At 60.0% G+C, this 21,477-nt stretch carries 22 protein-coding genes; 19 read left to right on the top strand and 3 right to left on the bottom strand.

The window, feature by feature from the left end:
- Positions 1 to 118: 118 nt before the first annotated feature.
- Together AC0Z8Z_RS05235 and AC0Z8Z_RS05230 are read right to left on the bottom strand one after the other, a co-directional pair.
- Positions 119 to 919, bottom strand: a complete 801-nt coding sequence (locus AC0Z8Z_RS05235) for a hypothetical protein (RefSeq protein ID WP_172611554.1) — start codon at positions 917 to 919, stop codon at positions 119 to 121.
- Between the two features lie 129 nt (positions 920 to 1,048).
- Positions 1,049 to 2,044, bottom strand: coding sequence for an alpha/beta hydrolase (locus AC0Z8Z_RS05230; RefSeq protein WP_122624146.1), 996 nt, complete (start codon positions 2,042 to 2,044; stop codon positions 1,049 to 1,051).
- Between the two features lie 127 nt (positions 2,045 to 2,171).
- On the opposite strand from AC0Z8Z_RS05230, the gene aroC reads away from it, so the two are divergent.
- From aroC to AC0Z8Z_RS05200, 6 genes are all read left to right on the top strand, one after another.
- Positions 2,172 to 3,263: a chorismate synthase gene (gene aroC, locus AC0Z8Z_RS05225; RefSeq protein ID WP_485618201.1), complete on the top strand. Its 1,092-nt coding sequence runs from the start codon at positions 2,172 to 2,174 to the stop codon at positions 3,261 to 3,263.
- Between the two features lie 31 nt (positions 3,264 to 3,294).
- On the top strand, positions 3,295 to 4,449 hold the full coding sequence (locus AC0Z8Z_RS05220) for an MFS transporter (RefSeq protein WP_485618276.1): 1,155 nt from the start codon (positions 3,295 to 3,297) through the stop codon (positions 4,447 to 4,449).
- Entirely contained in the window at positions 4,446 to 5,060 is a 615-nt protein-coding gene (locus AC0Z8Z_RS05215) for a methylthioribulose 1-phosphate dehydratase (protein ID WP_485618200.1), read from the top strand. The genes AC0Z8Z_RS05220 and AC0Z8Z_RS05215 overlap by 4 nt, the downstream gene beginning before the upstream one ends.
- A 111-nt stretch (positions 5,061 to 5,171) precedes the next feature.
- On the top strand, positions 5,172 to 5,717 hold the full coding sequence (locus tag AC0Z8Z_RS05210; protein ID WP_485618199.1) for a 1,2-dihydroxy-3-keto-5-methylthiopentene dioxygenase: 546 nt from the start codon (positions 5,172 to 5,174) through the stop codon (positions 5,715 to 5,717).
- 5 nt (positions 5,718 to 5,722) lie between these two features.
- Positions 5,723 to 6,406, top strand: a complete 684-nt coding sequence (mtnC, locus tag AC0Z8Z_RS05205; RefSeq protein ID WP_485618198.1) for an acireductone synthase — start codon at positions 5,723 to 5,725, stop codon at positions 6,404 to 6,406.
- Between the two features lie 320 nt (positions 6,407 to 6,726).
- Positions 6,727 to 7,443, top strand: coding sequence for a helix-turn-helix transcriptional regulator (locus AC0Z8Z_RS05200; protein ID WP_172611560.1), 717 nt, complete (start codon positions 6,727 to 6,729; stop codon positions 7,441 to 7,443).
- Positions 7,444 to 7,597: 154 nt separating this feature from the next.
- Here the strand turns inward: AC0Z8Z_RS05200 and AC0Z8Z_RS05195 are convergent, their stop codons facing one another.
- Positions 7,598 to 7,876: a DUF3509 domain-containing protein gene (locus AC0Z8Z_RS05195; RefSeq protein ID WP_074891912.1), complete on the bottom strand. Its 279-nt coding sequence runs from the start codon at positions 7,874 to 7,876 to the stop codon at positions 7,598 to 7,600.
- 485 nt (positions 7,877 to 8,361) lie between these two features.
- Here AC0Z8Z_RS05195 and AC0Z8Z_RS05190 point away from each other — a divergent pair, with 485 nt between their 5' ends.
- From AC0Z8Z_RS05190 to AC0Z8Z_RS05130, 13 genes are all read left to right on the top strand, one after another.
- Positions 8,362 to 8,898, top strand: coding sequence for an ankyrin repeat domain-containing protein (locus AC0Z8Z_RS05190; protein WP_163023067.1), 537 nt, complete (start codon positions 8,362 to 8,364; stop codon positions 8,896 to 8,898).
- Positions 8,899 to 8,965: 67 nt separating this feature from the next.
- Positions 8,966 to 9,490, top strand: a complete 525-nt coding sequence (locus AC0Z8Z_RS05185; protein WP_122624152.1) for a hypothetical protein — start codon at positions 8,966 to 8,968, stop codon at positions 9,488 to 9,490.
- A gap of 109 nt (positions 9,491 to 9,599) precedes the next feature.
- Positions 9,600 to 9,791, top strand: a complete 192-nt coding sequence (locus AC0Z8Z_RS05180; RefSeq protein WP_037009073.1) for a PLDc N-terminal domain-containing protein — start codon at positions 9,600 to 9,602, stop codon at positions 9,789 to 9,791.
- Between the two features lie 199 nt (positions 9,792 to 9,990).
- Positions 9,991 to 10,851 carry a polyamine aminopropyltransferase gene (gene speE, locus AC0Z8Z_RS05175; RefSeq protein ID WP_065989394.1) on the top strand — a complete coding sequence of 287 codons (861 nt, stop codon included), beginning with the start codon at positions 9,991 to 9,993 and terminating at the stop codon, positions 10,849 to 10,851.
- A gap of 126 nt (positions 10,852 to 10,977) precedes the next feature.
- On the top strand, positions 10,978 to 11,229 hold the full coding sequence (locus AC0Z8Z_RS05170; protein ID WP_122624154.1) for a helix-turn-helix domain-containing protein: 252 nt from the start codon (positions 10,978 to 10,980) through the stop codon (positions 11,227 to 11,229).
- 5 nt (positions 11,230 to 11,234) lie between these two features.
- Positions 11,235 to 12,437: a type II toxin-antitoxin system HipA family toxin gene (locus AC0Z8Z_RS05165; protein WP_485618275.1), complete on the top strand. Its 1,203-nt coding sequence runs from the start codon at positions 11,235 to 11,237 to the stop codon at positions 12,435 to 12,437.
- 270 nt (positions 12,438 to 12,707) lie between these two features.
- Positions 12,708 to 14,780, top strand: coding sequence for an LTA synthase family protein (locus AC0Z8Z_RS05160; protein WP_485618196.1), 2,073 nt, complete (start codon positions 12,708 to 12,710; stop codon positions 14,778 to 14,780).
- A 168-nt stretch (positions 14,781 to 14,948) separates the two neighbouring features.
- A complete protein-coding gene (locus AC0Z8Z_RS05155) occupies positions 14,949 to 15,185 on the top strand; it encodes a hypothetical protein (protein WP_172611562.1) in 237 nt (78 codons plus the stop codon).
- Between the two features lie 249 nt (positions 15,186 to 15,434).
- Positions 15,435 to 15,773 (top strand): ribonuclease E inhibitor RraB, encoded by a 339-nt coding sequence (locus AC0Z8Z_RS05150; protein ID WP_122535171.1) that lies wholly within the window; start codon positions 15,435 to 15,437, stop codon positions 15,771 to 15,773.
- A gap of 455 nt (positions 15,774 to 16,228) precedes the next feature.
- Positions 16,229 to 17,638, top strand: a complete 1,410-nt coding sequence (locus AC0Z8Z_RS05145; RefSeq protein WP_485618194.1) for a circularly permuted type 2 ATP-grasp protein — start codon at positions 16,229 to 16,231, stop codon at positions 17,636 to 17,638.
- A gap of 12 nt (positions 17,639 to 17,650) precedes the next feature.
- A complete protein-coding gene (locus AC0Z8Z_RS05140) occupies positions 17,651 to 18,610 on the top strand; it encodes an alpha-E domain-containing protein (RefSeq protein ID WP_065989404.1) in 960 nt (319 codons plus the stop codon).
- Positions 18,607 to 19,458 (top strand): transglutaminase family protein, encoded by an 852-nt coding sequence (locus AC0Z8Z_RS05135; protein WP_485618192.1) that lies wholly within the window; start codon positions 18,607 to 18,609, stop codon positions 19,456 to 19,458. Before AC0Z8Z_RS05140 ends, AC0Z8Z_RS05135 begins: the two co-directional genes overlap by 4 nt.
- Positions 19,459 to 20,243: 785 nt before the next feature.
- On the top strand, positions 20,244 to 21,449 hold the full coding sequence (locus tag AC0Z8Z_RS05130) for an acetyl-CoA C-acetyltransferase (RefSeq protein WP_485618190.1): 1,206 nt from the start codon (positions 20,244 to 20,246) through the stop codon (positions 21,447 to 21,449).
- Positions 21,450 to 21,477 lie beyond the last annotated feature (28 nt).

Raw genomic sequence — 21,477 nt, 5'->3', positions numbered from 1 at the left:
CCGGTCCCACTATGGATACGCGGTTGAACAGTGGGACCGGCTTCAGCCGGGAAAGCGTCGGCATTCACACCGCAAATCTGATGGCGAGCACACAGGCCTTTCCCGTCTTAACGCCGGGTCAGCGATGCGTTGCAATCCAGATCAGCAGGCCGGCCTGAAACACGGCAAACGTGACCAGGCAGGCGATGGTGAAGCGCAAGCCGCTGTCGTCCCGGCGGTATTTGCTGACCTTGTCTTCGGACTTCTTGATCGTGACGTCCTGTTCCTGAATTCGCTGTTCGGCCTGTTGCAGCATCTGCGCGGCGTCGAGGATCTGCACGATCTGGATTTTGTCGGCATTCCAGGTGTTATTGAGGTTGCCGACCTTGGCGTCCTTGAGGGTGCCTTTCAGGTGCTGGGCATCGGCGTAGGCGACTTCGAAACCCTGAGTCTTGAGGAAGTGATCGCGACGCAGGCGCGTGTCTTCGTTGAGTGCATCCTTGTTCGCCAGCGCGACACCTTCAATCTTGTACTCGGCGCATCGTTTCTGCGCCCAGGCAATGCCTTGAGCCAGCATGAAACGGCCCAGGCCACGGTTCCATGGATCGATCTGCAGGCCGGACGCCGGGCCCACGCGAACGCTGCGATTGGCGTGATCCACCCAGATATCCAGACAATTCTGCTCTTTGCGGGTCTTCTGCCCCGGCAATTGGTAGCTCATGCGCAGCAGGCTGAATTCCTTGCTGTGGCGCTCGGCCTTGCCGAACTCGACAAAGCGCAGCGGGCGGGCGCCGGTTGCGCGATCGGTTGGCAGCGGCGCCAGACGCAGCATCGAGAAGTGCTCGGCGTGTACTTCTTCCCACAAGACAGGCGCGGCGACTTCGCCTTCCTGGGCATCGGTCGGCTCGACCGCGTCGGTTTGCATGGTTGCTTCTGTCATCACGGCGATCCTGTTATCGACATTGCCTGGCACATGGCACCGGCACACGATGCCAGCAGACTGCTATCGGCCGTTTATGACGAAGCTGAAGGGATCGTGGGTCGACTCGCGCGCGGAAGGAAACCGGCCTCAGGCGGCCGGGATCGAGTCGAGAAACTTCAGGATGCGGTCAGTCACTTCACTGGCCAACGGCAACTGCGGATCCTTGTAGGACGCCAACTGGCGCTTGATGTCCATGGGCACGATACGCAGCACATGGTTCATGCCGTCGATGATCGCCAGTTGCGAGTCGGGCTTGGCCTTGTGCAGCAACTCGGCGTCGCCTACGCCCACCTGCATGTCGTTGCGGCCCTGAATGATCAGGGTCGGGATTTTCAATTGCCCGAACGCCGCTGTCGGGTTCTGCCGGAACAGTGAAATCAGATAAGGCTGCACGCTGGGGCGGAACACTACTTGAAGGGGCTCGGGCACGTCGTTGTCAGTCTTGCCGGCCTTGATCTCTTCGATCAGTTGCTCACTGCGCGCCAGCAGCGGAGGAGGGAGGCGATCCTGCAGTTGCTCGCGGACCACTTGATCCACCGGGCGACCGGTACCCGCGACGGAGATCAACGCCACGGCGCCCGCGCGTTCTGCGGCCAGGGTGGCAACCAGTGCGCCCTCGCTGTGACCCATCAGAATCAAAGGCCCCAGGCGCGAGTCAGTCTTGAGTTTGGCGGCCCAGGCGACGGCGTCGTCGACGTACTTCTCGATGCTCAGATCGCGCTCGTCCGGGGTGGCGGGGCGACTGGCCGCGACGCCGCGCTTGTCATAACGCACGCTGGCGATGTTGTGCTTGGCAAGGATCAGGGCGAGACGCTTCATGCTGTCGTTGCGTCCGCCGTCGGAGTTGTTGCCGTCACGGTCGGTCGGCCCTGATCCGGCGATGATCAACACCACCGGCACCGGTTTTGCCGATTTGGGCAGCAGCAGCGTGCCGAACAGCTCGCCGCTGCCGGTGTCCAGGCTGATGGGGCGCTGCAGCACGACGGGCGTGCCGGCGTGAGCGATGGATGACAGCAGGGTCAGGCTCAAGATAATCGCTCGCAGCGGCCAGAAGCCGCGAATCAGGGGTAAGGCGCTTAGCATTGCAGGACCGTCATCAATAAAGTGTCAATTGGACGCGGGCAAATGAATAAGGTTCGAGGATGAACTGCGCCATAAGCCTGCGTATACTGGCGCGCTTGAGTTTTTGAACGTCCTCGGAGCCTCCCGCATGTCCGGCAATACCTACGGCAAGCTGTTCACTGTCACCACTGCCGGCGAAAGCCACGGTCCGGCGCTGGTTGCCATCGTTGACGGCTGCCCGCCCGGCATCGAGCTGTCGCTGGAAGACCTGCAGCGTGACCTCGACCGACGCAAGCCGGGGACCAGCCGTCATACCACCCAGCGTCAGGAGCCCGACGAGGTCGAGATTCTCTCCGGCGTCTTCGAAGGCAAGACCACCGGTGCGTCCATCGGATTGCTGATCCGCAACACCGATCAGAAGTCCAAGGACTATTCGGCGATCAAGGACCTGTTCCGGCCCGCCCATGCCGATTACACCTACCACCACAAATACGGCATTCGCGATTACCGTGGCGGCGGCCGCAGCTCTGCGCGGGAGACCGCCATGCGCGTCGCCGCCGGGGCCATCGCCAAGAAGTTTCTCGCCACCCAGGGCATTACCGTCCGCGGCTACATGAGCCAGCTCGGCCCGATCGAAATCCCCTTCAAAACCTGGGATTCGGTGGAGGACAACGCCTTCTTCAGTCCCGACCCGAGCAAGGTGCCGGAGCTGGAAGCCTACATGGACCAGTTGCGTCGCGACCAGGACTCGGTGGGTGCGAAGATCACCGTCGTGGCCGAAGGCGTGATGCCGGGCCTGGGCGAGCCGATTTTCGACCGTCTCGACGCTGAACTGGCCCACGCGCTGATGAGCATCAACGCGGTCAAGGGCGTCGAAATCGGCGCCGGCTTTGCCTGCGTTGCCCAGCGCGGCACCGAGCATCGCGACGAAATGAGCCCCGAAGGCTTTCTGTCGAACAACGCGGGCGGCATCCTCGGCGGGATTTCGTCCGGGCAGCCGATCGTTGCGCACCTGGCCTTGAAAGCGACCTCCAGCATCACCACGCCGGGGCACTCGATCGACGTCGATGGCAACTCCGTCGAAGTCATCACCAAGGGCCGCCACGACCCGTGCGTCGGTATCCGCGCCACGCCGATTGCCGAGGCAATGATGGCGATCGTGCTGGTTGACCACCTGCTGCGCCATCGCGGGCAAAACAGTGACGTGCGTGTCACCACGCCGATTCTGGGTCAGCTGTAATGCCTGAGCCGGGCGCTGCTGCCGCGGTCATCTGAGCGTGGCGGCGCTTCCTTACTGGCGGCTCGCCAGCTTCTATCTCTTCTATTTCGCCCTGCTTGGGGCCACGGCGCCTTACATGGCGCTGTATTTCAGCCATCTGGGTTTTTCCGCCGCGCGTATCGGCGAACTGATCGCGATCCCGATGCTGATGCGCTGCGTCGCACCCAATGTCTGGGGCTGGCTCGGCGATTACACCGGCCGACGTCTGACCATCGTGCGTTTTGGCGCCCTCTGCGGACTGGCCTGTTTCAGCCTGATTCTCGTCGACACTTCCTACGCCTGGGTGGCGATGGTCATGGCGCTCTATGCGTTTTTCTGGCACGCGGTGCTGCCGCAGTTTGAAGTCATCACGCTGACGCATCTGCAGGGCCAGACTTCACGCTACAGCCAGATCCGGCTGTGGGGATCGATTGGTTTCATCCTCTCGGTGGTCGTGCTGGGCCGGATGCTGGAGTGGTTCAGCCTGGATAACTACCCGCAATTGCTGCTGGTCATTCTGATCGGCATTGTCGCCAGCAGTTGGTGGGTGCCGAATGCTCAGCCGGTTGCCTCTGGCGTACGGGTCGCGGGCGACGGGTTTCTCAGGCAACTGATCAGGCCGGGGGTGCTGGCGTTTTATGTCAGCGTCGCGTTGATACAGCTGAGCCACGGGCCGTATAACACCTTTCTGACGCTGCACCTGGAACACCTCGGTTACACCCGCGGCATGATTGGCCTGCTGTGGGCGCTGGGGGTGATCGCCGAGGTGTTGATGTTCATGCTGATGAGCCGTGTGTTGCAACGGTTCAGCGTCCGGCAGGTGCTGATGACCAGTTTCGTGATCGCCGCCTTGCGCTGGCTTTTGCTGGGTAATCTGGCCGATCATCTGGCGATTCTGATCGTTGCCCAACTGATGCACGCGGCCACGTTCGGCAGTTTCCATGCCTCGGCCGTGCATTTCGTGCAACGCAGCTTCGGCCCGCGCCAGCAGGGGCAGGGTCAGGCGTTGTACGCCGCCCTTTCCGGCACCGGCGGGGCAATGGGCGCTTTGTATGCCGGGTACAGCTGGAACGCGCTGGGCGCCAGTTGGACCTTTGCCATCGCAAGTCTGGCGGCCGTGGCCGCTGCTGTTCTGACCGCCACATGTATGAAAGAGGAGCGCGTATGAGTCGCGAAGCACTGGCTCGGGAAATCATCGAAGCGGGGCAGTTTCTGTACGCCCGGGGCTGGTCGCCCGCTACCAGCAGTAATTATTCCGTGCGCCTGTCGCCGACCGAGGCGCTGTTGACGGTCTCCGGCAAGCACAAGGGCCAGTTGGGCCTCGACGACGTGTTGGCTACCGACCTTGCCGGCAACAGCCTGGAACCCGGTAAGAAGCCGTCCGCCGAAACCCTGCTGCACACTCAGCTTTATAGCTGCAAGCCGGGGGTGGGCGCTGTGCTGCACACCCATTCGGTCAACGCCACCGTCCTGTCCCGGCTCACTGCCTGTGATCATCTGGTGTTCGAGGACTACGAGCTGCAGAAGGCCTTCAGCGGCGTTTCCACCCACGAATCAAAAGTGGTGGTGCCGATTTTCGACAACGATCAGGACATCGCCCGGCTCGCCGCCAAGGTTCAGCCCTGGCTGGATCAACATCCTGACTGCGCCGGCTACCTGATTCGCGGTCATGGTTTGTACACCTGGGGCGCTAAGATGAGCGATGCCTTGCGCCAGATCGAAGCCTTCGAATTCCTGTTCGAATGCGAGCTCAAGACGCTGTCCGTGCTCAACCGCTGATCCCTGTTCTACGCACCGATCAATGCACCCCAGCGTTCCCCAATGCCTGAATCAACGCGTCGGATCGGCCCCAGAGCCGACGAACGCGGACTGAACCGAGGAAGCCCCGAAATGAGCAGTCTGTCCGTTTACCACGTGTCATCCCCCGAACTGCCCAACAAGGTCCTGACCCATCTGGAAGACATCGCCTCGACCCTGGCCGAGCATGGCGTTGGGTTCGACCGCTGGCAGGCGGCGACGCCGATCACACCCGGCGCCAGTCAGGAGGAAGTGATTGCTGCCTACCGTACCCAGATCGACCGGCTGATGACCGAGCGCGGTTACGTGACCGTCGATGTGATCAGCCTCAACAGCGATCACCCGCAAAAAGCCGAGCTGCGCGCCAAGTTCCTTGAGGAGCACCAGCATGGCGAAGATGAAGTGCGTTTCTTCGTCGCCGGCCGTGGGCTGTTTACGTTGCATATCGACGATTACGTTTACGCCGTGCTGTGCGAGAAAAACGACCTGATTTCAGTGCCGGCCGGCACCCGACACTGGTTCGACATGGGCGAGAATCCGCACTTCGTCGCCATTCGCCTGTTCAACAACCCGGAAGGCTGGGTCGCCAAGTTCACCGGCGAAAGCATCGCCAGCCAGTTCCCGCGCCTGGAAGACTGATCAACATGACCCTCAAAGCCATCCTGACCGACATCGAAGGCACCACCAGCGCGGTGAGCTTCGTCTTCGACGTGCTCTTTCCGTACGCCAAACAGCATTTGCCCGAGTTCGTTCGCGCGCATGCCGACGAACCCGACGTCGCCGCCCAGCTGCAGGCCGTGCGTCACAACAGCGGCGAACCTAACGCGAGTGTCGATCGCGTGATCGAGACCCTGCTGCAATGGATCGCCGAAGATCGCAAAGCCACGCCGCTCAAGGCGTTGCAAGGCATGGTCTGGCAGCAGGGTTACCACGCCGGGCAACTCAAGGGGCACGTTTACCGGGATGCGGTTGAAGCGTTGAAACGCTGGCATCAAGCGGGGTACGCGCTTTACGTCTACTCGTCGGGCTCGATCCAGGCGCAGAAGCTGATTTTTGGTTGCTCGGAGGCGGGCGATCTGTCTGAGCTGTTCAGCGGCTTCTTCGACACCACCTCCGGGCCCAAGCGCGAGGAGGCGTCCTATCGATCAATTGCATCGAGTATCGGCCTCCCGGCGCAGTCCATTCTGTTCCTGTCCGATATCGTCGAAGAGCTCGATGCGGCGCAACTGGCTGGCATGGCCACCTGCGGGGTAGCGCGCGACGGTGGAAAGCTGAGCGGCCATCTCACCGTCAGCAGTTTTGCGTCGATCGAGCCCAGCGTTTTCTGACGTTTCAGGCGTACTGCAAATGACGGCTGATGTCTTTGACATTGGCCGTTTTTGTTTCTAAATGCGGAAAACTGTAAGTAGGTTTTTGTTCTTTTGTGGGAAGTTGCTTGTTTCACGGTCAGGCATGCCTGTTTGTTTTCGACGCTGTGTTTAACCCATCTCGACTGTGTAACCCTTCGCCTGTCGGACCCTGACAGCTTTTGAATGCGCCGCGTGCGGTCGTGCTGACGACAGTACCTGGCGCTGTTTTCGAGCTGCCATGCATAAAAAATCCAAGGGGCATAAGGGCCGCGCATTTAGTTGTTTATACGGGAGGGGAAATGAAAAACGTGCAGACAGGGACGCTGAGTCCGTTGATCCAACAAATGGTCAGCAGCATCACTGAACAGGATGGCGATGCGGCCATCGCCAACGCGCTTGACTGGCTGCGGGCCGAATGTCGCAGCGAGCGGGCCATGCTTTATCAGTATCGCAATGGCGTGCTGCTGAGCTGTATCACGTCGAACGTCGACAGTTACTGGAAGGATCTTTATTGTCAGGGACGCCTGATGATCGAAGACCCGGTCATCCGCTGCTACCGTCACACCATGGGCTTTCTGAATTGGGAAGAGGCGTTCAAGACGTACCCGCCCTCTGCGGCCTATATGGCGGCGGTGGAGGATTGCGATCTTTTACCAGCATTTTCCTACGGCTACAGCAGCCAGACCCGAGCCAATCAGGGCGTCATCACCATCTGCACGCTCAACGGCATGGAGCGCCCGCTGTCCCACAACGATCGCTATCTGCTGACAAGTCTGGTGCCGATGCTTCATGTAGCAGGGAAGGGGCGTCAGTTGCAGACGCGGGCGCTGTCTCCAAAAGAGCTGGAGATTCTCAAATGGGCGCGGGAAGGCAAGACGGCGTGGGAGATCGGACTGATAAAAGAAGTCTCGGAGGCGACCGTCAAGCATCACTTCAAGAGCATCTACGCCAAGCTCGGGGTAACCAACCGCGCTCAGGCGGTGGGCGAGGCGTTGTGTCGGGGAATCATTCAGTAGCACCCGACTCGGTATCCGCCAGCGCTTGAGGTAAGCCTGGCAGAAAAAAGCCAAAAAAAACCGCGATAGCATCAACTATCGCGGGAATCTACAAGGGATGCTTCGATGAGAGTGAAACGTGCTGTCGCCGAAACGCTCTGTTGCGGCGTAGTGCTTATCGGGTGTGATAAGTAGGCAAATCAAAGCGGTGCTGGCTTTGCAACATCGAGATAGCGGGCAGCTCACTGGCTTGAGCGGCCAAGTCGCGACGAATCGCGCTGATCACCCATTCCAGCTGCACGGGGGTGTGCAGTTGAGCGTAGGACACGCAGCGGCGGATGTTGGTGCCTTCTTCGTTGCGCAGAGTCAACAGAACGCCACCGTCCGGACGCGGCTGGGTGGTGACTTCGAAATCGGAAAATACGGATGCGAATTTTTCTTGGATGAAAGTCATGTCTAGAGGCTCCATTGCTCATGGGATAACAAGCTTGGAATGACTAGTGCAGTGACTGTGCCAGCTTTTAGAGTTAAATAAATCTCAATTAAATCAACGGCTTATGGATTTTTGAAAAATATCCTCTCGTGCAATATGCATGAATGCCTCTCGTGCATCCTGCAATTTACCGGAGTGGAGAGTAGGGGATGGGTGTGACGGGGGGAGCGCTTGCCCATTGCGGACATAACTGAGACAGCGGTATCCCGGATTTATTTCACTGCGTTGCTGAAATTTTCTCAGCACATTCTTCATCATCCCTATCGGGCTGATTGATATCGCTGACTGGGCGCGGGAAACCGACGCTGGCATTGTGGGGGCCCGTTTTGCGGTGGCGCCATCAGTGGAACTAGACGCTTTGTCCAGGGCTCCTAGAATGCCTGGCCATAGATCCCCGCACCCGTTGATTGATCCCGCGCAATGCCTTGCGCTACTGGAGTTACGTAATGTCTGAAGCCCCGAACACCCCCGGTTCTGCCACGCGCATGACAGACGAAGAAGCACTGGAGTTTGCCGAGCAGGTATTCGACCGGGCCCGTGCCGGCGATGCCCCGATGCTCGACCGGCTGCTGGAAAACGGCTTGACCCCCAACCTTCGTAATCACAAAGGCGACACGCTGTTGATGCTGGCCAGCTATCACGGTCATCAAGACGCCGTGCGTGTGCTGCTCAAGCACAAGGCTGACCCGGAGCTGCGCAACGACAACGGTCAGAGCCCGATCGCCGGCGCTGCTTTCAAGGGCGATCTGGAAACCGTGAAGATCCTTGTCGAAGGCGGCGCAGATGTCGAAGGCGCATCGGCCGATGGTCGGACGGCATTGATGATGGCGGCGATGTTCAACCGTACGGCCATCGTCGACTACCTGATCTCCAAGGGTGCCAATCCTCACATTCAGGATGCCAAGGGTGTTACTCCCTTGATGGCCGCGCAAACGATGGGCGCGACCGAGACCGCCGAGCAGCTCACCCGTCTGGGGGCGTAAGCGATAGAGGCGCGCAGCATTTCCAGCTATCCTGCGCGCCTGTTTTCCTGCCCTCGGACGATCTGCCATGAACGCTTCACTCATCGAATTCATCAGCAAGATCAGCTCCGGCTGCATGAGCGATGAAGAAATCGGAAAAATCGCCGACGAGGCCGCCCAGGCTTACGCCGACCCCGACGCATTCCTGACCGCCAATCCCGATATAAATTTTGACGACACGTTCCCGATTCCGCTGGGGGAGTGGGTTGTCATCGGCAGCCTCCCCGACACCGTCTTGCTTCAGGCCGATACCTATCCTGACCTGCTCACCGAGATCATGGCGTCGTTCGGCCCGAACGTTCCGTTCAATATCAAACCCAAGCAACTGGTCAAGGCCGAGCCGCTGGTGGCGTTGAACCGCATTCAGGTGCAGCTTTCCAGCATGAACAAGGACATGGGCGGTTATGTGCTGATGGACATCAGCGAGCCTCTGGACCATGTGTTGCAAACCGTGCTGGTCTACGGCACCGACGTTGAGCGGGTCATGGCCCTTGGCGTCGAGCTCGGGATATTGATAGAGCCTGCGCTGGAGGCGCTCAAGGCGCAGATTTGATCTTCGCCAGCGGCCTTTGCTGCGCAGCGAAATATCCCTGCCAACCCACGGAACCCTCATTGCAGGCCACCACTCTCAAGTGGGCAAGCCTTCAATAAGGAGCAACACCATGGGTTCTACCTTCAACGGTCTGATTGGCCTGATTATTCTGGCGCTGGATATCTGGGCCATCATCAACGTGCTGAAAAGCGGCGCGGAAACCGGGAAGAAAATTCTCTGGATTTTGCTGATTGTCATCCTGCCAGTGCTGGGCCTGATTATCTGGGCAATCGCCGGCCCGCGTGGCAACGTGCGTATTTAGTAACGTGCATTTCTAGAAGCGCAGCAAGGCTTCAGAACACATGACGCCCGACTGGCCTGGCCAGTCGGGCGTTTTTGTCTGGGCGGATCACCCTCGCGCCACCACGACATTCGACCTGTCATGCTCCGCGACGTAGAATGCGCGCCTTCTTGTGGGCGGCCTGCCGTCCTGTCATCAGTAGTTATCGGGGACTCCCTCCATGAGCGATTATCAAGAAACGTTGTACGAAGGCTACGGTCAGCGCTTTCGCATGGAAAAAATGCTGCATGAAGTGCGCACCGAGCATCAGCATCTGGTGATCTTCCAGAACCCGCGCATGGGCCGCGTCATGGCGCTGGACGGCGTGATTCAGACCACTGAAGCCGACGAGTTCATCTATCACGAGATGCTCACCCACGTACCGATTCTGGCCCACGGCCGCGCCAAACGCGTCCTGATCATCGGCGGTGGCGATGGCGGCATGCTGCGCGAAGTCGCCAAGCACGCGACGGTGGAGCACATCACCATGGTCGAGATCGACGGCACCGTGGTCGAGATGTGCAAGGAATACCTGCCGAATCACTCCAAAGGCGCTTTCGATGATTCGCGTCTGAACCTGGTGATCGACGACGGCATGCGCTTCGTCGCCAACACCGAGGAAAAATTCGACGTCATCATTTCCGATTCGACTGACCCGATCGGGCCGGGCGAAGTGCTGTTCTCGGAGAACTTCTATCAGGCCTGCCATCGCTGCCTCAACGAAGGCGGCATTCTGGTCACCCAGAATGGCACGCCGTTCATGCAGCTGAGCGAAGTGCAGACCACGGCAGGGCGTATGAATGGCCTGTTTGCCGACTGGCATTTCTATCAGGCAGCGGTGCCCACCTATATTGGCGGCGCAATGACGTTCGCCTGGGGCTCGACGGATTCCCAGCATCGCAAGATTTCACTGGATACCTTGCATCAGCGATTCGCCGGCAGCGGCATCGTCACCCGTTACTACAACCCTGAGGTCCACATCGGCGCCTTCGCATTGCCGCAGTATGTGCTTCAGGCGATCAGCAAACCTAGCAACGCCTGACGGCTGCTGGTGTTACGTAAACCTGACATTACCACCTCAATGTCAGGTTTGCGTAACTTTTCCTTGCCCGTCACTCATGTCGCGTATACCTTTCATTCATTCTTGAATGTTATGCAGGCGTGACAAATGGACGCGACGTTATTGCTCGAACGTTTGGGCCGTCAGATCGAGGAGATGCGCAAATCCCGTGGTCTTACTCAGGTTCAGCTGGCCTACCAGTCGGGCATGACCCGGCAAAAGCTCGCCGAAGTTGAAAAAGGCAGCCCGACCGTGGCGGTGAATTTCTACGCCAAGGTCCTGGCCGCGTTGAATGCCGAGATAAAAGTCGTCTCCGCCCGACGCCCGACCTTTGAAGAGCTGCGCGAGGTGTTCCAGTGAAACCGCTGGATCGCGTACGCATTTTTACCCCGGAGGGTGAGAGCGGTGAGCTGTCGGCAGCGGAGTCAGGCGACTACCTGTTTCGCTACGGCCTGGACGCGAGTCCGGCGGCGCAGATCAGCCTGACCATGGGCGTGCGCGATGCGGCCTACGTATCGCGCAGCCTGCACCCGGTTTTCCAGATGAACCTGCCCGAAGGCTTCGTGCTGGAACAGTTGCGCAATCGCCTCGCCAAAACCACACCCCTCAATCCCATGCTGCTGATGGCATTGACCGGCAGCGGTTCGCCGGTCGGTCGCGTGGCCGTGGCTTCGCCCATGATCGACGACTTGCTGGGTGGTGCGGGCCCGGTCGCAGGCAAAAGCCTGGGCCAGATACTCAGCTGGGACGGGACGCAGGATCTGTTTGCCGAACTGGTCGATCAGTACATTTTGCGCACGGGGATTTCAGGCGTTCAGCCCAAGGTCATCGTGCCCGACTCGGATTTTGTCACGGACCCGAAAGCCACGCTGTTGATGCCCGAATTGATCGTCAAGTCGGGGAGGGCGGACTTCCCGGGGCTGGCCGTCAACGAGTACGTGTGCATGGACGCTGCGCGCAGAGCCGGCATGCCGGTACCGGAATTCTATCTGTCGGATAATCGCCAGCTGTTCGTCATGCGCCGTTTTGATCGGGACGCTGAGCAACGCGCCGTCGGCTTCGAGGACATGGCCGTGCTGATGGGCCTGGGCACGGAACAGAAATACGATTCGAGCTACGAAAACATCGCCAAGGCCATTCGCCTGTTTTGCGCGCCGGAGCAGGTGCGTGATTCGCTGGACCAGTTCTTCGACATCGTTGCGCTCAGTTGCATGGTCGGCAACGGCGATGCGCACCTGAAGAACTTCGGGGTGCTGTACCGCGATCCTTTGGGGGCAGACGCACGACTGGCCCCGGCTTACGACATCGTCAATACCACCGCGTATATAAAGGATGACGCGCTTGCCCTGCGCCTGGATGGCTCGAAAAGCCTGTTCGGTTCAAGGCTCGGCATCCTGACCCTGGCGTCGACCTGTGACATCCGCAAACCAAACCTGCGTATTGCGCGGCTGATCGCGGCAGTGCAGGCGTCGCTGCAGGAAAACGTCTCGCTCAGCCCCCACGCGCCTCATGTTTTCGAAGCCATCGAACACGCCGTTGAGCGGTATGCCCAGACATTCAAGGTTTAAGCACCATTCAGGGCTTTGTAAGAAAATATGAGAGGCGGCATTAATGAACGGAATTTTCACCGTTTCTTCGGGAAGATTCGCGCCGTCTCAAGCCTGGCACCTGATTGAGGTAAATGTTTGTACCGATCCGTCATGAAGAATGCGCGGCATCGGTGGTAAACCGCGAGGGTTCACGTAATATTTGGCCCCCGCAGCCCGGACCGGCATTTTCAATGCGGTCGGGCGCACAGCTTCTGAACTTAAACCTGAATCCAACGGATCCCACAACACATGGCCAAAACGGACGCCCCGGCGCGCGCGCCGCAACCTACCGTCAAATCGCACCTGGCCTATACGCTCCTGAGCGGCCTGGTGCTGATGGTCCTGTACACCCTTTTGCGCGTTGCGCTGCTGGTCTATAACCGCGAAGGCATCGGCGCGACGCCGGCTTCGGCGTTCGTCGAGGCGTTCGGCAATGGCCTGCGATTCGATCTGCGTCTGGTTGTGTACATTCTGATTCCCCTTCTGCTCTCGCTGTTCAGCGCGCGCATGATGGCGGCCCGTGGGGTGTTTCGCTTCTGGCTGACGCTGGTTGCAAGTCTGACCGCGTTCTTCGGCCTGATGGAGATGGATTTCTACCGTGAGTTCCACCAGCGCCTGAATGGCCTGGTTTTCCAGTATGTCAAAGAAGACCCGAAAACCGTTCTGAGCATGATCTGGTACGGCTATCCGGTGGTTCGCTATCTGCTGGCCTGGGCACTGCTGACCTGGCTGCTGAGCCTGGTCTTCAAAGGGGTTGATCGCCTGACCCGGCCCCGTGGCGGCTTCAACGTTGCCAGCGCCGACAACCGCGTGGTCGCGCCGCTGTACAAGCGCGCCGTGGTTTTCCTGCTGTGTCTGGTGGTAGCCGTCATCGCCGCTCGCGGCACCCTGCGCCAGGGCCCGCCGCTGCGTTGGGGCGATGCTTACACCACTGAATCCAACTTCGCCAACACCCTGGGCCTGAATGGCACGTTGACGCTGATCGCGGCGGCCAAGAGCCGGATGTCCGAGGACCGTGACAACATCTGGAAAGCGACCCTGCCTCAGGCCGAAGCCCAGCAGATCGTCCGCGACATGCTGCTGACCGCCAACGACAAGCTGATCGATCCAGAAAAAGCTGCGGTGCGTCGCGATTTCACGCCACCGGCGGCCAACACGCTGCCGATCAAGAACGTCGTCGTGATCCTGATGGAGAGCTTCGCCGGTCATTCCGTGGGCGCGCTGGGTGATGAATCAAACATCACGCCTTACTTCGACAAACTGTCCCAGGAAGGTCTGCTGTTCGATCGTTTCTTCTCCAACGGTACGCACACCCATCAGGGCATGTTCGCGACCATGGCGTGCTTCCCGAACCTGCCGGGCTTCGAATACCTGATGCAGACGCCGGAAGGCAGTCACAAGCTGTCCGGTCTGCCGCAGCTGCTCAGCGCGCGCAAGTATGACGACGTTTACGTCTACAACGGTGACTTCGCCTGGGATAACCAGTCCGGCTTCTTCAGCAACCAGGGCATGACCAACTTCATTGGCCGCAATGACTTCGTGAATCCGGTGTTCTCGGATCCGACCTGGGGTGTGTCCGACCAGGACATGTTCGACCGTGGCGCCGAAGAACTGAAAGCCCGCGAAGCCAAAGGCAAGCCGTTCTATGCCTTACTGCAAACCCTGTCCAACCACACGCCGTACGCACTGCCGGCCAATCTGCCGGTCGAGCGCGTGACCGGGCATGGCACACTGGATGAACACCTCACCGCCATGCGTTATTCGGACTGGGCGCTGGGTCAATTCTTCGAGAAGGCCAAGAAAGAGCCGTACTACAAGGACACGCTGTTTGTGGTCGTCGGTGACCACGGCTTCGGCAACAACGAGCAGATCACCGAGATGGACCTGGGCCGCTTCAACGTGCCGATGCTGATGATCGCCCCGGGCCTGCAAGACAAGTTCGGCAAGCGCAGCAGCATCGTCGGCACGCAGATCGACATCGTGCCGACCATCATGGGCCGCCTGGGTGGGGACACCGTGCACCAGTGCTGGGGCCGCGACCTGCTCAATCTGCCGGCGGGAGACGAGGGCTTCGGTGTGATCAAGCCATCGGGCAGCGAGCAGACCGTGGCGCTGGTCACCGGTAACCGGATCCTGATCGAACCCAAGGAAATGGAGCCGAAGGTGTACAGCTACGAGTTGGGCAGAAAGCCCCATGCCGAGCTGATGCCGAACGCGCCGGACGTCGCCGAGTTGCGCAAGAAGCTCGACAGCTTCCTGCAGACCGCGACCAGGAGCCTGCTGGACAACACGGCAGGGGTCAAAGACGCCAAGCCACAATAACGGCAGCCACATGAAAAAACGCCCCGACACCGGGGCGTTTTTTTTGCCGCGCATAATGAGTTGAAGCTATGAAGGTCCGGCGTGCGCTGACGATTCGGGTTGAACGTCGTTGCGCCGCAAGGGTCAAGATCAACAGGCTGTAGTCAGGCCTTTACTGAGGAGACATTGATGAAAGTGTGGACTATTTCGTTTCTGGACAAAGACGGTGTGCAGCAAACCCTCGATCTTGAATCCGATCACCGTCCCAGTGAAGAAGAGGCTGCGCAGCAACTCCGTCCGATCCTGTTTCCGGTCGCCAGTGATCTTGATCTGATCGACCTCGACGGTCGCACTGCCGAGCCCACCGTGAAGACACTCAAAGAGCAGAACGCGGTACAGATCATCTCCATCGTCGAGGCTTCGTAAGAAGCCTGCATTTCACGGCATCCTGCCAATTGGCAACGCGCTATCAATGGGCGTACTCTGCCAGCGAGGTCGGTGATGCATCTACCCGAGTCCGCTCGCGTACGTATGCCCGTTTTGTAAAGCGCACCGGCCTTGTCAGCGACATGCTTGAGTCCCGGGCGGCAGATGACCTGCCGCTACACGCCTCGCCATCGAGGGGTGTTTCGGGATAGTTGAAACTCTATCTATCGTTGCATAGGAGGACGTTTCATGAGCACAGCCTATCAAGAAGACGTCAGCAGCCATGTTCTGCGCTGCATGAAAGAAGGCGGTTTCGACTTCGCACGCATTCACCCCATTGAGTTCTATGCCACCTTTCCGGATGAGGACCGGGCGCGTCAGGCTGCGGAAAAATTTCGTGGCGAGTCAGTCAATGTCCAGCTCAATGCACTGGAAGACGGTGCCTGGCACCTGGAACTGAGCAAAGTGATGTACGCCACCTACGACGGGATAGGCGATTTCGAGCAGGATTTCCAGACCGCGATTGTCGGTCTGGACGGGGAGGTCGAAGGCTGGGGCGTCAAACAGGTACTCCAGCGCCTTCATTGACATTGAGGCGCTGAAGCCATTGCGCCGATCTTCAAACGCTGTCTCCCGGCTCCACGACAAAAGTGGGGCGGGAGATGCACCGAGCTGAATCACAAGCAAAAAAAAGCCGCTCTCTTGGGAGCGGCGGAAAGGGAATATCGGTTGTCTGCAGCGATGCTGCGAATAAGGTTTTGTAGCCAATCGCCCTGTGTAATCCGGCGGGTTGGTCTGCGGTATGGGGCAATTATGCTGAGCTCACGTACCGGGCGGAAATGAACTCTGGCTATGCGCGCGATAGTTTTTCCAAGCGCGGGACGCTTCGCCATGGAGCGTCAGGTAACAGGTCAGGGCGCATCGCGCACAGGAATGGTGCGGGCGCTCCGGCTGTTTAAATCAACCCGTTGATTTTCAAGCGTTTATGCCGATGGCACGGGCCTTGCGAAGGCTCTGGTGTCCATGGTGACAAGGAGTACGGCATGATCCGCACCTTTTATGACGAGATGTACGATGCGGGCGGCATAGTCCGTCCGCATTATCGGGAATTCGCCCGCTGGCTGGGCGAAGCGCCGCCTGAGTTGCTCGCACAGCGCCGGCGTGAGGCCGATTTGTTGTTTCATCGCGCCGGGATCACGTTCACGCTGTACGGCGACGAGCAGGGCACCGAGCGGCTCATCCCCTTCGATACGATTCCGCGCAGTATCCCGGCCAGCGAATGGCGGGTGGTGGAGCGCGGTTGCATTCAGCGCGTCAAGGCGCTGAACATGTTTCTCGCTGACCTCTATCATGAGCAGCGCATCATCAAGGCCGGGATCATTCCCGCCGAACAGGTCCTCGCCAATGAGCAATACCAGTTGGCGATGCAGGGCCTGAATCTTCATCGCGACCTGTATTCGCATATCTCCGGCGTCGATCTGGTGCGTGATGGCGATGGCACGTATTACGTGCTCGAAGACAACCTGCGCACCCCCAGCGGCGTGAGCTACATGCTCGAAGACCGCAAGATGATGATGCGGCTGTTCCCCGAGCTGTTCGCCGCGCAACGCATCGCGCCCATCGATCACTACCCGAATCTGCTGCTGGACACCCTGAAGAGCTCGAGTCCGCTGGATAACCCCAGCGTCGTCGTGCTGACTCCCGGGCGCTTTAACAGCGCGTTTTTCGAACATGCGTTTCTGGCCCGGGAAATGGGCGTCGAACTGGTCGAAGGCGCCGATCTGTTCGTGCGCGATGACCGCGTCTTCATGCGCACCACGGACGGGCCAAAAGCGGTCGACGTGATTTACCGCAGGCTCGACGACGCATTCCTTGATCCGCTGGCGTTCAATCCGGATTCGATGCTCGGGGTGCCGGGCCTGCTGGCCGCCTACCGCTCCGGCAATGTTGTGCTGGCCAATGCCATCGGCACCGGCGTGGCGGACGACAAGTCGGTCTACCCCTTCGTGACCGACATGATCCGTTTCTACCTCGACGAAGAGCCGATCCTCAAGAACGTGCCGACCTGGCAGTGCCGCAAGCCCGAAGAGCTGTCCCACGTGCTCGCCAACCTGGGCGATCTGGTGGTCAAGGAAACCCAGGGCTCTGGCGGTTACGGCATGCTCGTCGGTCCCGCCGCCACTGCGGCCGAAATCGAGTCGTTCCGGGCGCGGCTCAAGGCCAAGCCCCACGCGTACATCGCCCAGCCGACCTTGTGCCTGTCGACCTGTCCGACCTTCGTCGAGAACGGCATCGCCCCACGCCACATCGACCTTCGCCCGTTCGTCCTGGCTGGCCGCGAAACCCGTGTAGTGCCCGGCGGTCTCACGCGCGTTGCCCTGCGCGAAGGCTCGCTGGTGGTGAATTCGTCGCAGGGTGGCGGAACCAAGGACACCTGGGTGGTCGAGGATTAAGGATGCCTGCCAATGCTAAGTAGAACTGCCTCGGATTTATATTGGATGTCGCGGTACCTGGAGCGCGCCGAAAACCTCGCCCGGATGCTCGACGTCAGTTACTCGCTGTCGCTGATGCCACAGGACGGACGCGGGGATGGCCTCAATGAAATCGCCATGCCACTGCTGATCACCGGAACCCTGGACGATTACCTGGAGCGCCACGGCGACCTGCACGCCGAGCGCTTGCTGCACTTTTTCGCGCTGGACGCCGAAAACCCGGCCAGCATCTTCAGCTGTCTGGGTGCGGCGCGGGCCAGTGCCCATGCGGTGCGTGGGCGTATTACGGCGGACATGTGGGAAAACATCAACGCCACGTATCTGGAAATTCGCGGCATCGCCGAACAGGGGTTGAGCCGCTACGGGATGAGCCGTTTCTGTGAGTGGGTCAAGGAGCGTTCGCACCTGTTCCGCGGCGCCACCTACGGCACCATCATGCGCAACGACGCCTTCCGTTTCATTCGTCTGGGCACCTTCATCGAGCGCGCTGACAACACCCTGCGCATGCTCGATGCGCGTTATGAAATGCTCGAATTGCGCGGCCCGTCCGCCAACGCGGCGGCAGACAGTTCCGCCGCCGGCTATTACCAATGGAGTGCGCTGTTGCGCGCGTTGTCCTCGTTCGAGGCGTACACGGAAGTCTACCGCGATGCACCGGGTGCCCGTCAGGTCGCTGAATTGCTGCTGTTGCGTGCGGACATTCCGCGCTCATTGCGTGCGTGTCTGGAGGAGCTGGACATCATTCTCGCCAGTCTGCCCGGGGCCAATGGCCGTCCCGCCCAGCGTCTGGCCGCCGAGCTGGACGCTCGCCTGCGCTACACCGGCATCGACGAGATCCTCGATGAAGGCCTGCATGAGTGGTTGAACGAATTCATCCCTCTTCTGGCCCAACTGGGTAGCGTCATTCACACTTCTTACCTGGAGGCTGCATGAGACTCTCAATTAGCCACGAGACCACCTATCACTACGACGATCAGGTCCGCGCCAGCATCCAGTATTTGCGTCTGACTCCCCATGACAGCGAGCGCCAGCAGGTGCTGAGCTGGCAATTGGCATTGCCGCGCCCGGTGCGTGCTCAGATCGATCCCTTCGGCAACATTCTCCACGTCCTGACCCTGGACGAACCCCATGAAGCCATCGTCATTGGCGCGCGTGGGCAGGTCGAGATCGACGAGAAGCGCGAGGCGGAACATGAAAGCCAGTCTGCATTGCCGTTCCTGCGCTTTACCCGCCTGACCGAGGCCGACGAAGCGATTCGCGCCTTTGCCATCGCGCAGACCCACAAGCGCACCGACCGCACCGCGCTGATCGATATGATGCACGCGCTCAACGAGCACATCACCTACACGCCAGGCTCGACCGCCGTCGACACGAGCGCCGCGCAAGCGTTCGCCAATCGCGTCGGCGTATGTCAGGACCACACCCATGCGTTTCTGGCCTGCGCCCGCAGTCTGGGGGTGCCGGCGCGCTATGTGTCGGGTTATCTCTGCAGTGACAGCAGCGAGCATCTGTCCAGCCATGCGTGGGCGGAAGCGTGGATTGACGACGCCTGGTACAGCTTCGACGTGACCAATCAATTAGCGATCCCGGAGCGGCATCTGAAGCTCGCCGTGGGCCTGGATTATCTGGACGCCTGCCCGGTGCGCGGCATGCGCCGTGGTGGTGGTTGCGAGCAGATGCACGCCAAGGTGGTGGTGTCGCCCTCGGCGCCGATCGCTATTCCTGCGGCTGCGAAAGAGCCAGCGCCAGCGCCGATGATTCAGGTGCAACGCCAGGGCTGATCAACCCGTAGCGGTCGAGCGTTCAGAAGAACGCTCGGCGGCCATCAGCCGAACGGCGCGCTACTCGGTGCGCCTGAATGCCACCCCCAAAATCCCAAAACTTCGCGAGTCCAATACGCGATACCCGCACGGCCGCCGGTGACCTTCAGGACAAAGGCAAGTCGGGGGTCGGGGCTGCGCTTGCAAGCGGCAGGATGCTCAGCCAAACAGGCGGGTCATGTTGGGCAGGATGAGCAGCAGCGTAGTGGCGAAAACAATTAATCCAGCCTGGCGTATTTTCGAGCGTTTGAACTTGAACATAGTGGATGCCTTTCTTGTTATTCCTGAGCGACAGAAACCCATGGGCCTTGGGTATGACCAAAGCGAGGGTTGGCAAAGGTGAGGCAAAAGAGCAGGTGCCCCGATCAGCAGATCGCAAGCGGCAGGCGCTGGGTGAATCGTTTTTGTTGTAGCGCCACTGCTACTGACTAAACCTTAGAGCCCACGTGCTGTGCGGCTTAGATCGTTAAGGATTAACCCACTCGATTTTTATTGCTTTACCACATTTGGCGAATAGCTATCACTCAGATATTCGCTTGCTAGACACCTGCGTACCAAACCGCCCTGGTTCAATAGCGCGCTACCGTTCGTCAGAGTCCGAAACTTCCCACAACCAGCTACCCTGTTAACCGATCAGGCGAAAGAACGCGCTCTGTGATACCGCTTGTGATAGACAGTGCTCCCATGACAGTTCGACTGTCGATCGCGCCTATAAAAAGACAGTTCATCGGGTTAACGAGGACAGGATGACCGAAGCGTTTATTTACGATGCCTTGCGCACGCCGCGGGGCAGGGGCAAGCCGGATGGCGCCTTGTACAGCGTCAAACCGGTGGATCTGGTGGCGGGGCTGCTGAAAGAACTGCAAGTGCGCAATCACCTCGACACCCACCACGTCGATGACATTGTACTGGGCTGCGTGACGCCTATCGGCGATCAAGGCGCCGATATTGCCAAAACCGCAGCGCTGGTCGCCGATTGGGCCGGCAGCGTGGCCGGGGTTCAGGTCAACCGGTTTTGCGCATCCGGGCTTGAGGCAGTGAATCTGGGGGCGATGAAGATCCGCTCCGGGTTCGAGGATCTGGTGGTGGTCGGCGGCGTGGAATCGATGTCGCGGGTGCCGATGGGCAGTGACGGCGGCGCCTGGATGCTGGACCCGCAAACCAGTCTGCACGCTCACTACACACCCCAGGGGATCGGCGCCGACCTGATCGCAACCCTTGAAGGCTTCAGCCGCGATGACGTGGATATGTTCGCTGTGCAATCCCAGCACAAAGCGGCGCTGGCGCGGGAGCGGGGCGCATTCCGCCGTTCGCTGGTGCCGGTCAGGGACCAGAATGGCCTGCTCTTGCTCGACCATGACGAGTTCATCCGCCCCGACACGACACGGGAGGCGTTGGGCAAACTGCGCCCCAGTTTTGAGGCGATCGGCAAAATGGGCTATGACGCCACGGCGCTGCGCGTTTACAGCCACGTTGAGCGCATTGAGCACGTGCACACGCCGGGCAACAGCTCCGGCATCGTCGATGGCGCCGCCTTGATGCTGCTCGGCACCGCGCAAAAAGGTCAGGCGCTGGGGCTGCGGCCCCGGGCCCGCATTGTGATGACGGCGGTGACCAGCACCGATCCGACCATCATGCTCACAGGTCCCGCGCCCGCTACGCGCAAAGCCCTGGCGCGAGCGGGGCTGACCATCGATGACATCGATCTGTTCGAGGTCAACGAGGCCTTTGCCTCGGTGGTGCTCAAGTTCATCAAGGACTTGGACATCGACCCCGACAAGGTCAACGTGAACGGCGGCTCGATCGCCCTCGGCCATCCACTGGGTGCCACGGGCTGCATCATTCTCGGAACACTGCTCGATGAGCTGGAAGCCCGGCAATTGCGCTACGGCCTGGCGACCCTGTGCGTCGGCGGCGGCATGGGCATCGCGACGATCATCGAGCGGGTATGAACGTGGAGTACGCCAAGCCCTTCGCCGA

Source organism: Pseudomonas sp. 1L-C-7-B-C1 (genome assembly GCF_057291635.1).
The sequence above is the reverse complement of the archived record's forward strand: the minus strand, read 5'-3'. Positions and strand labels throughout refer to the sequence as shown.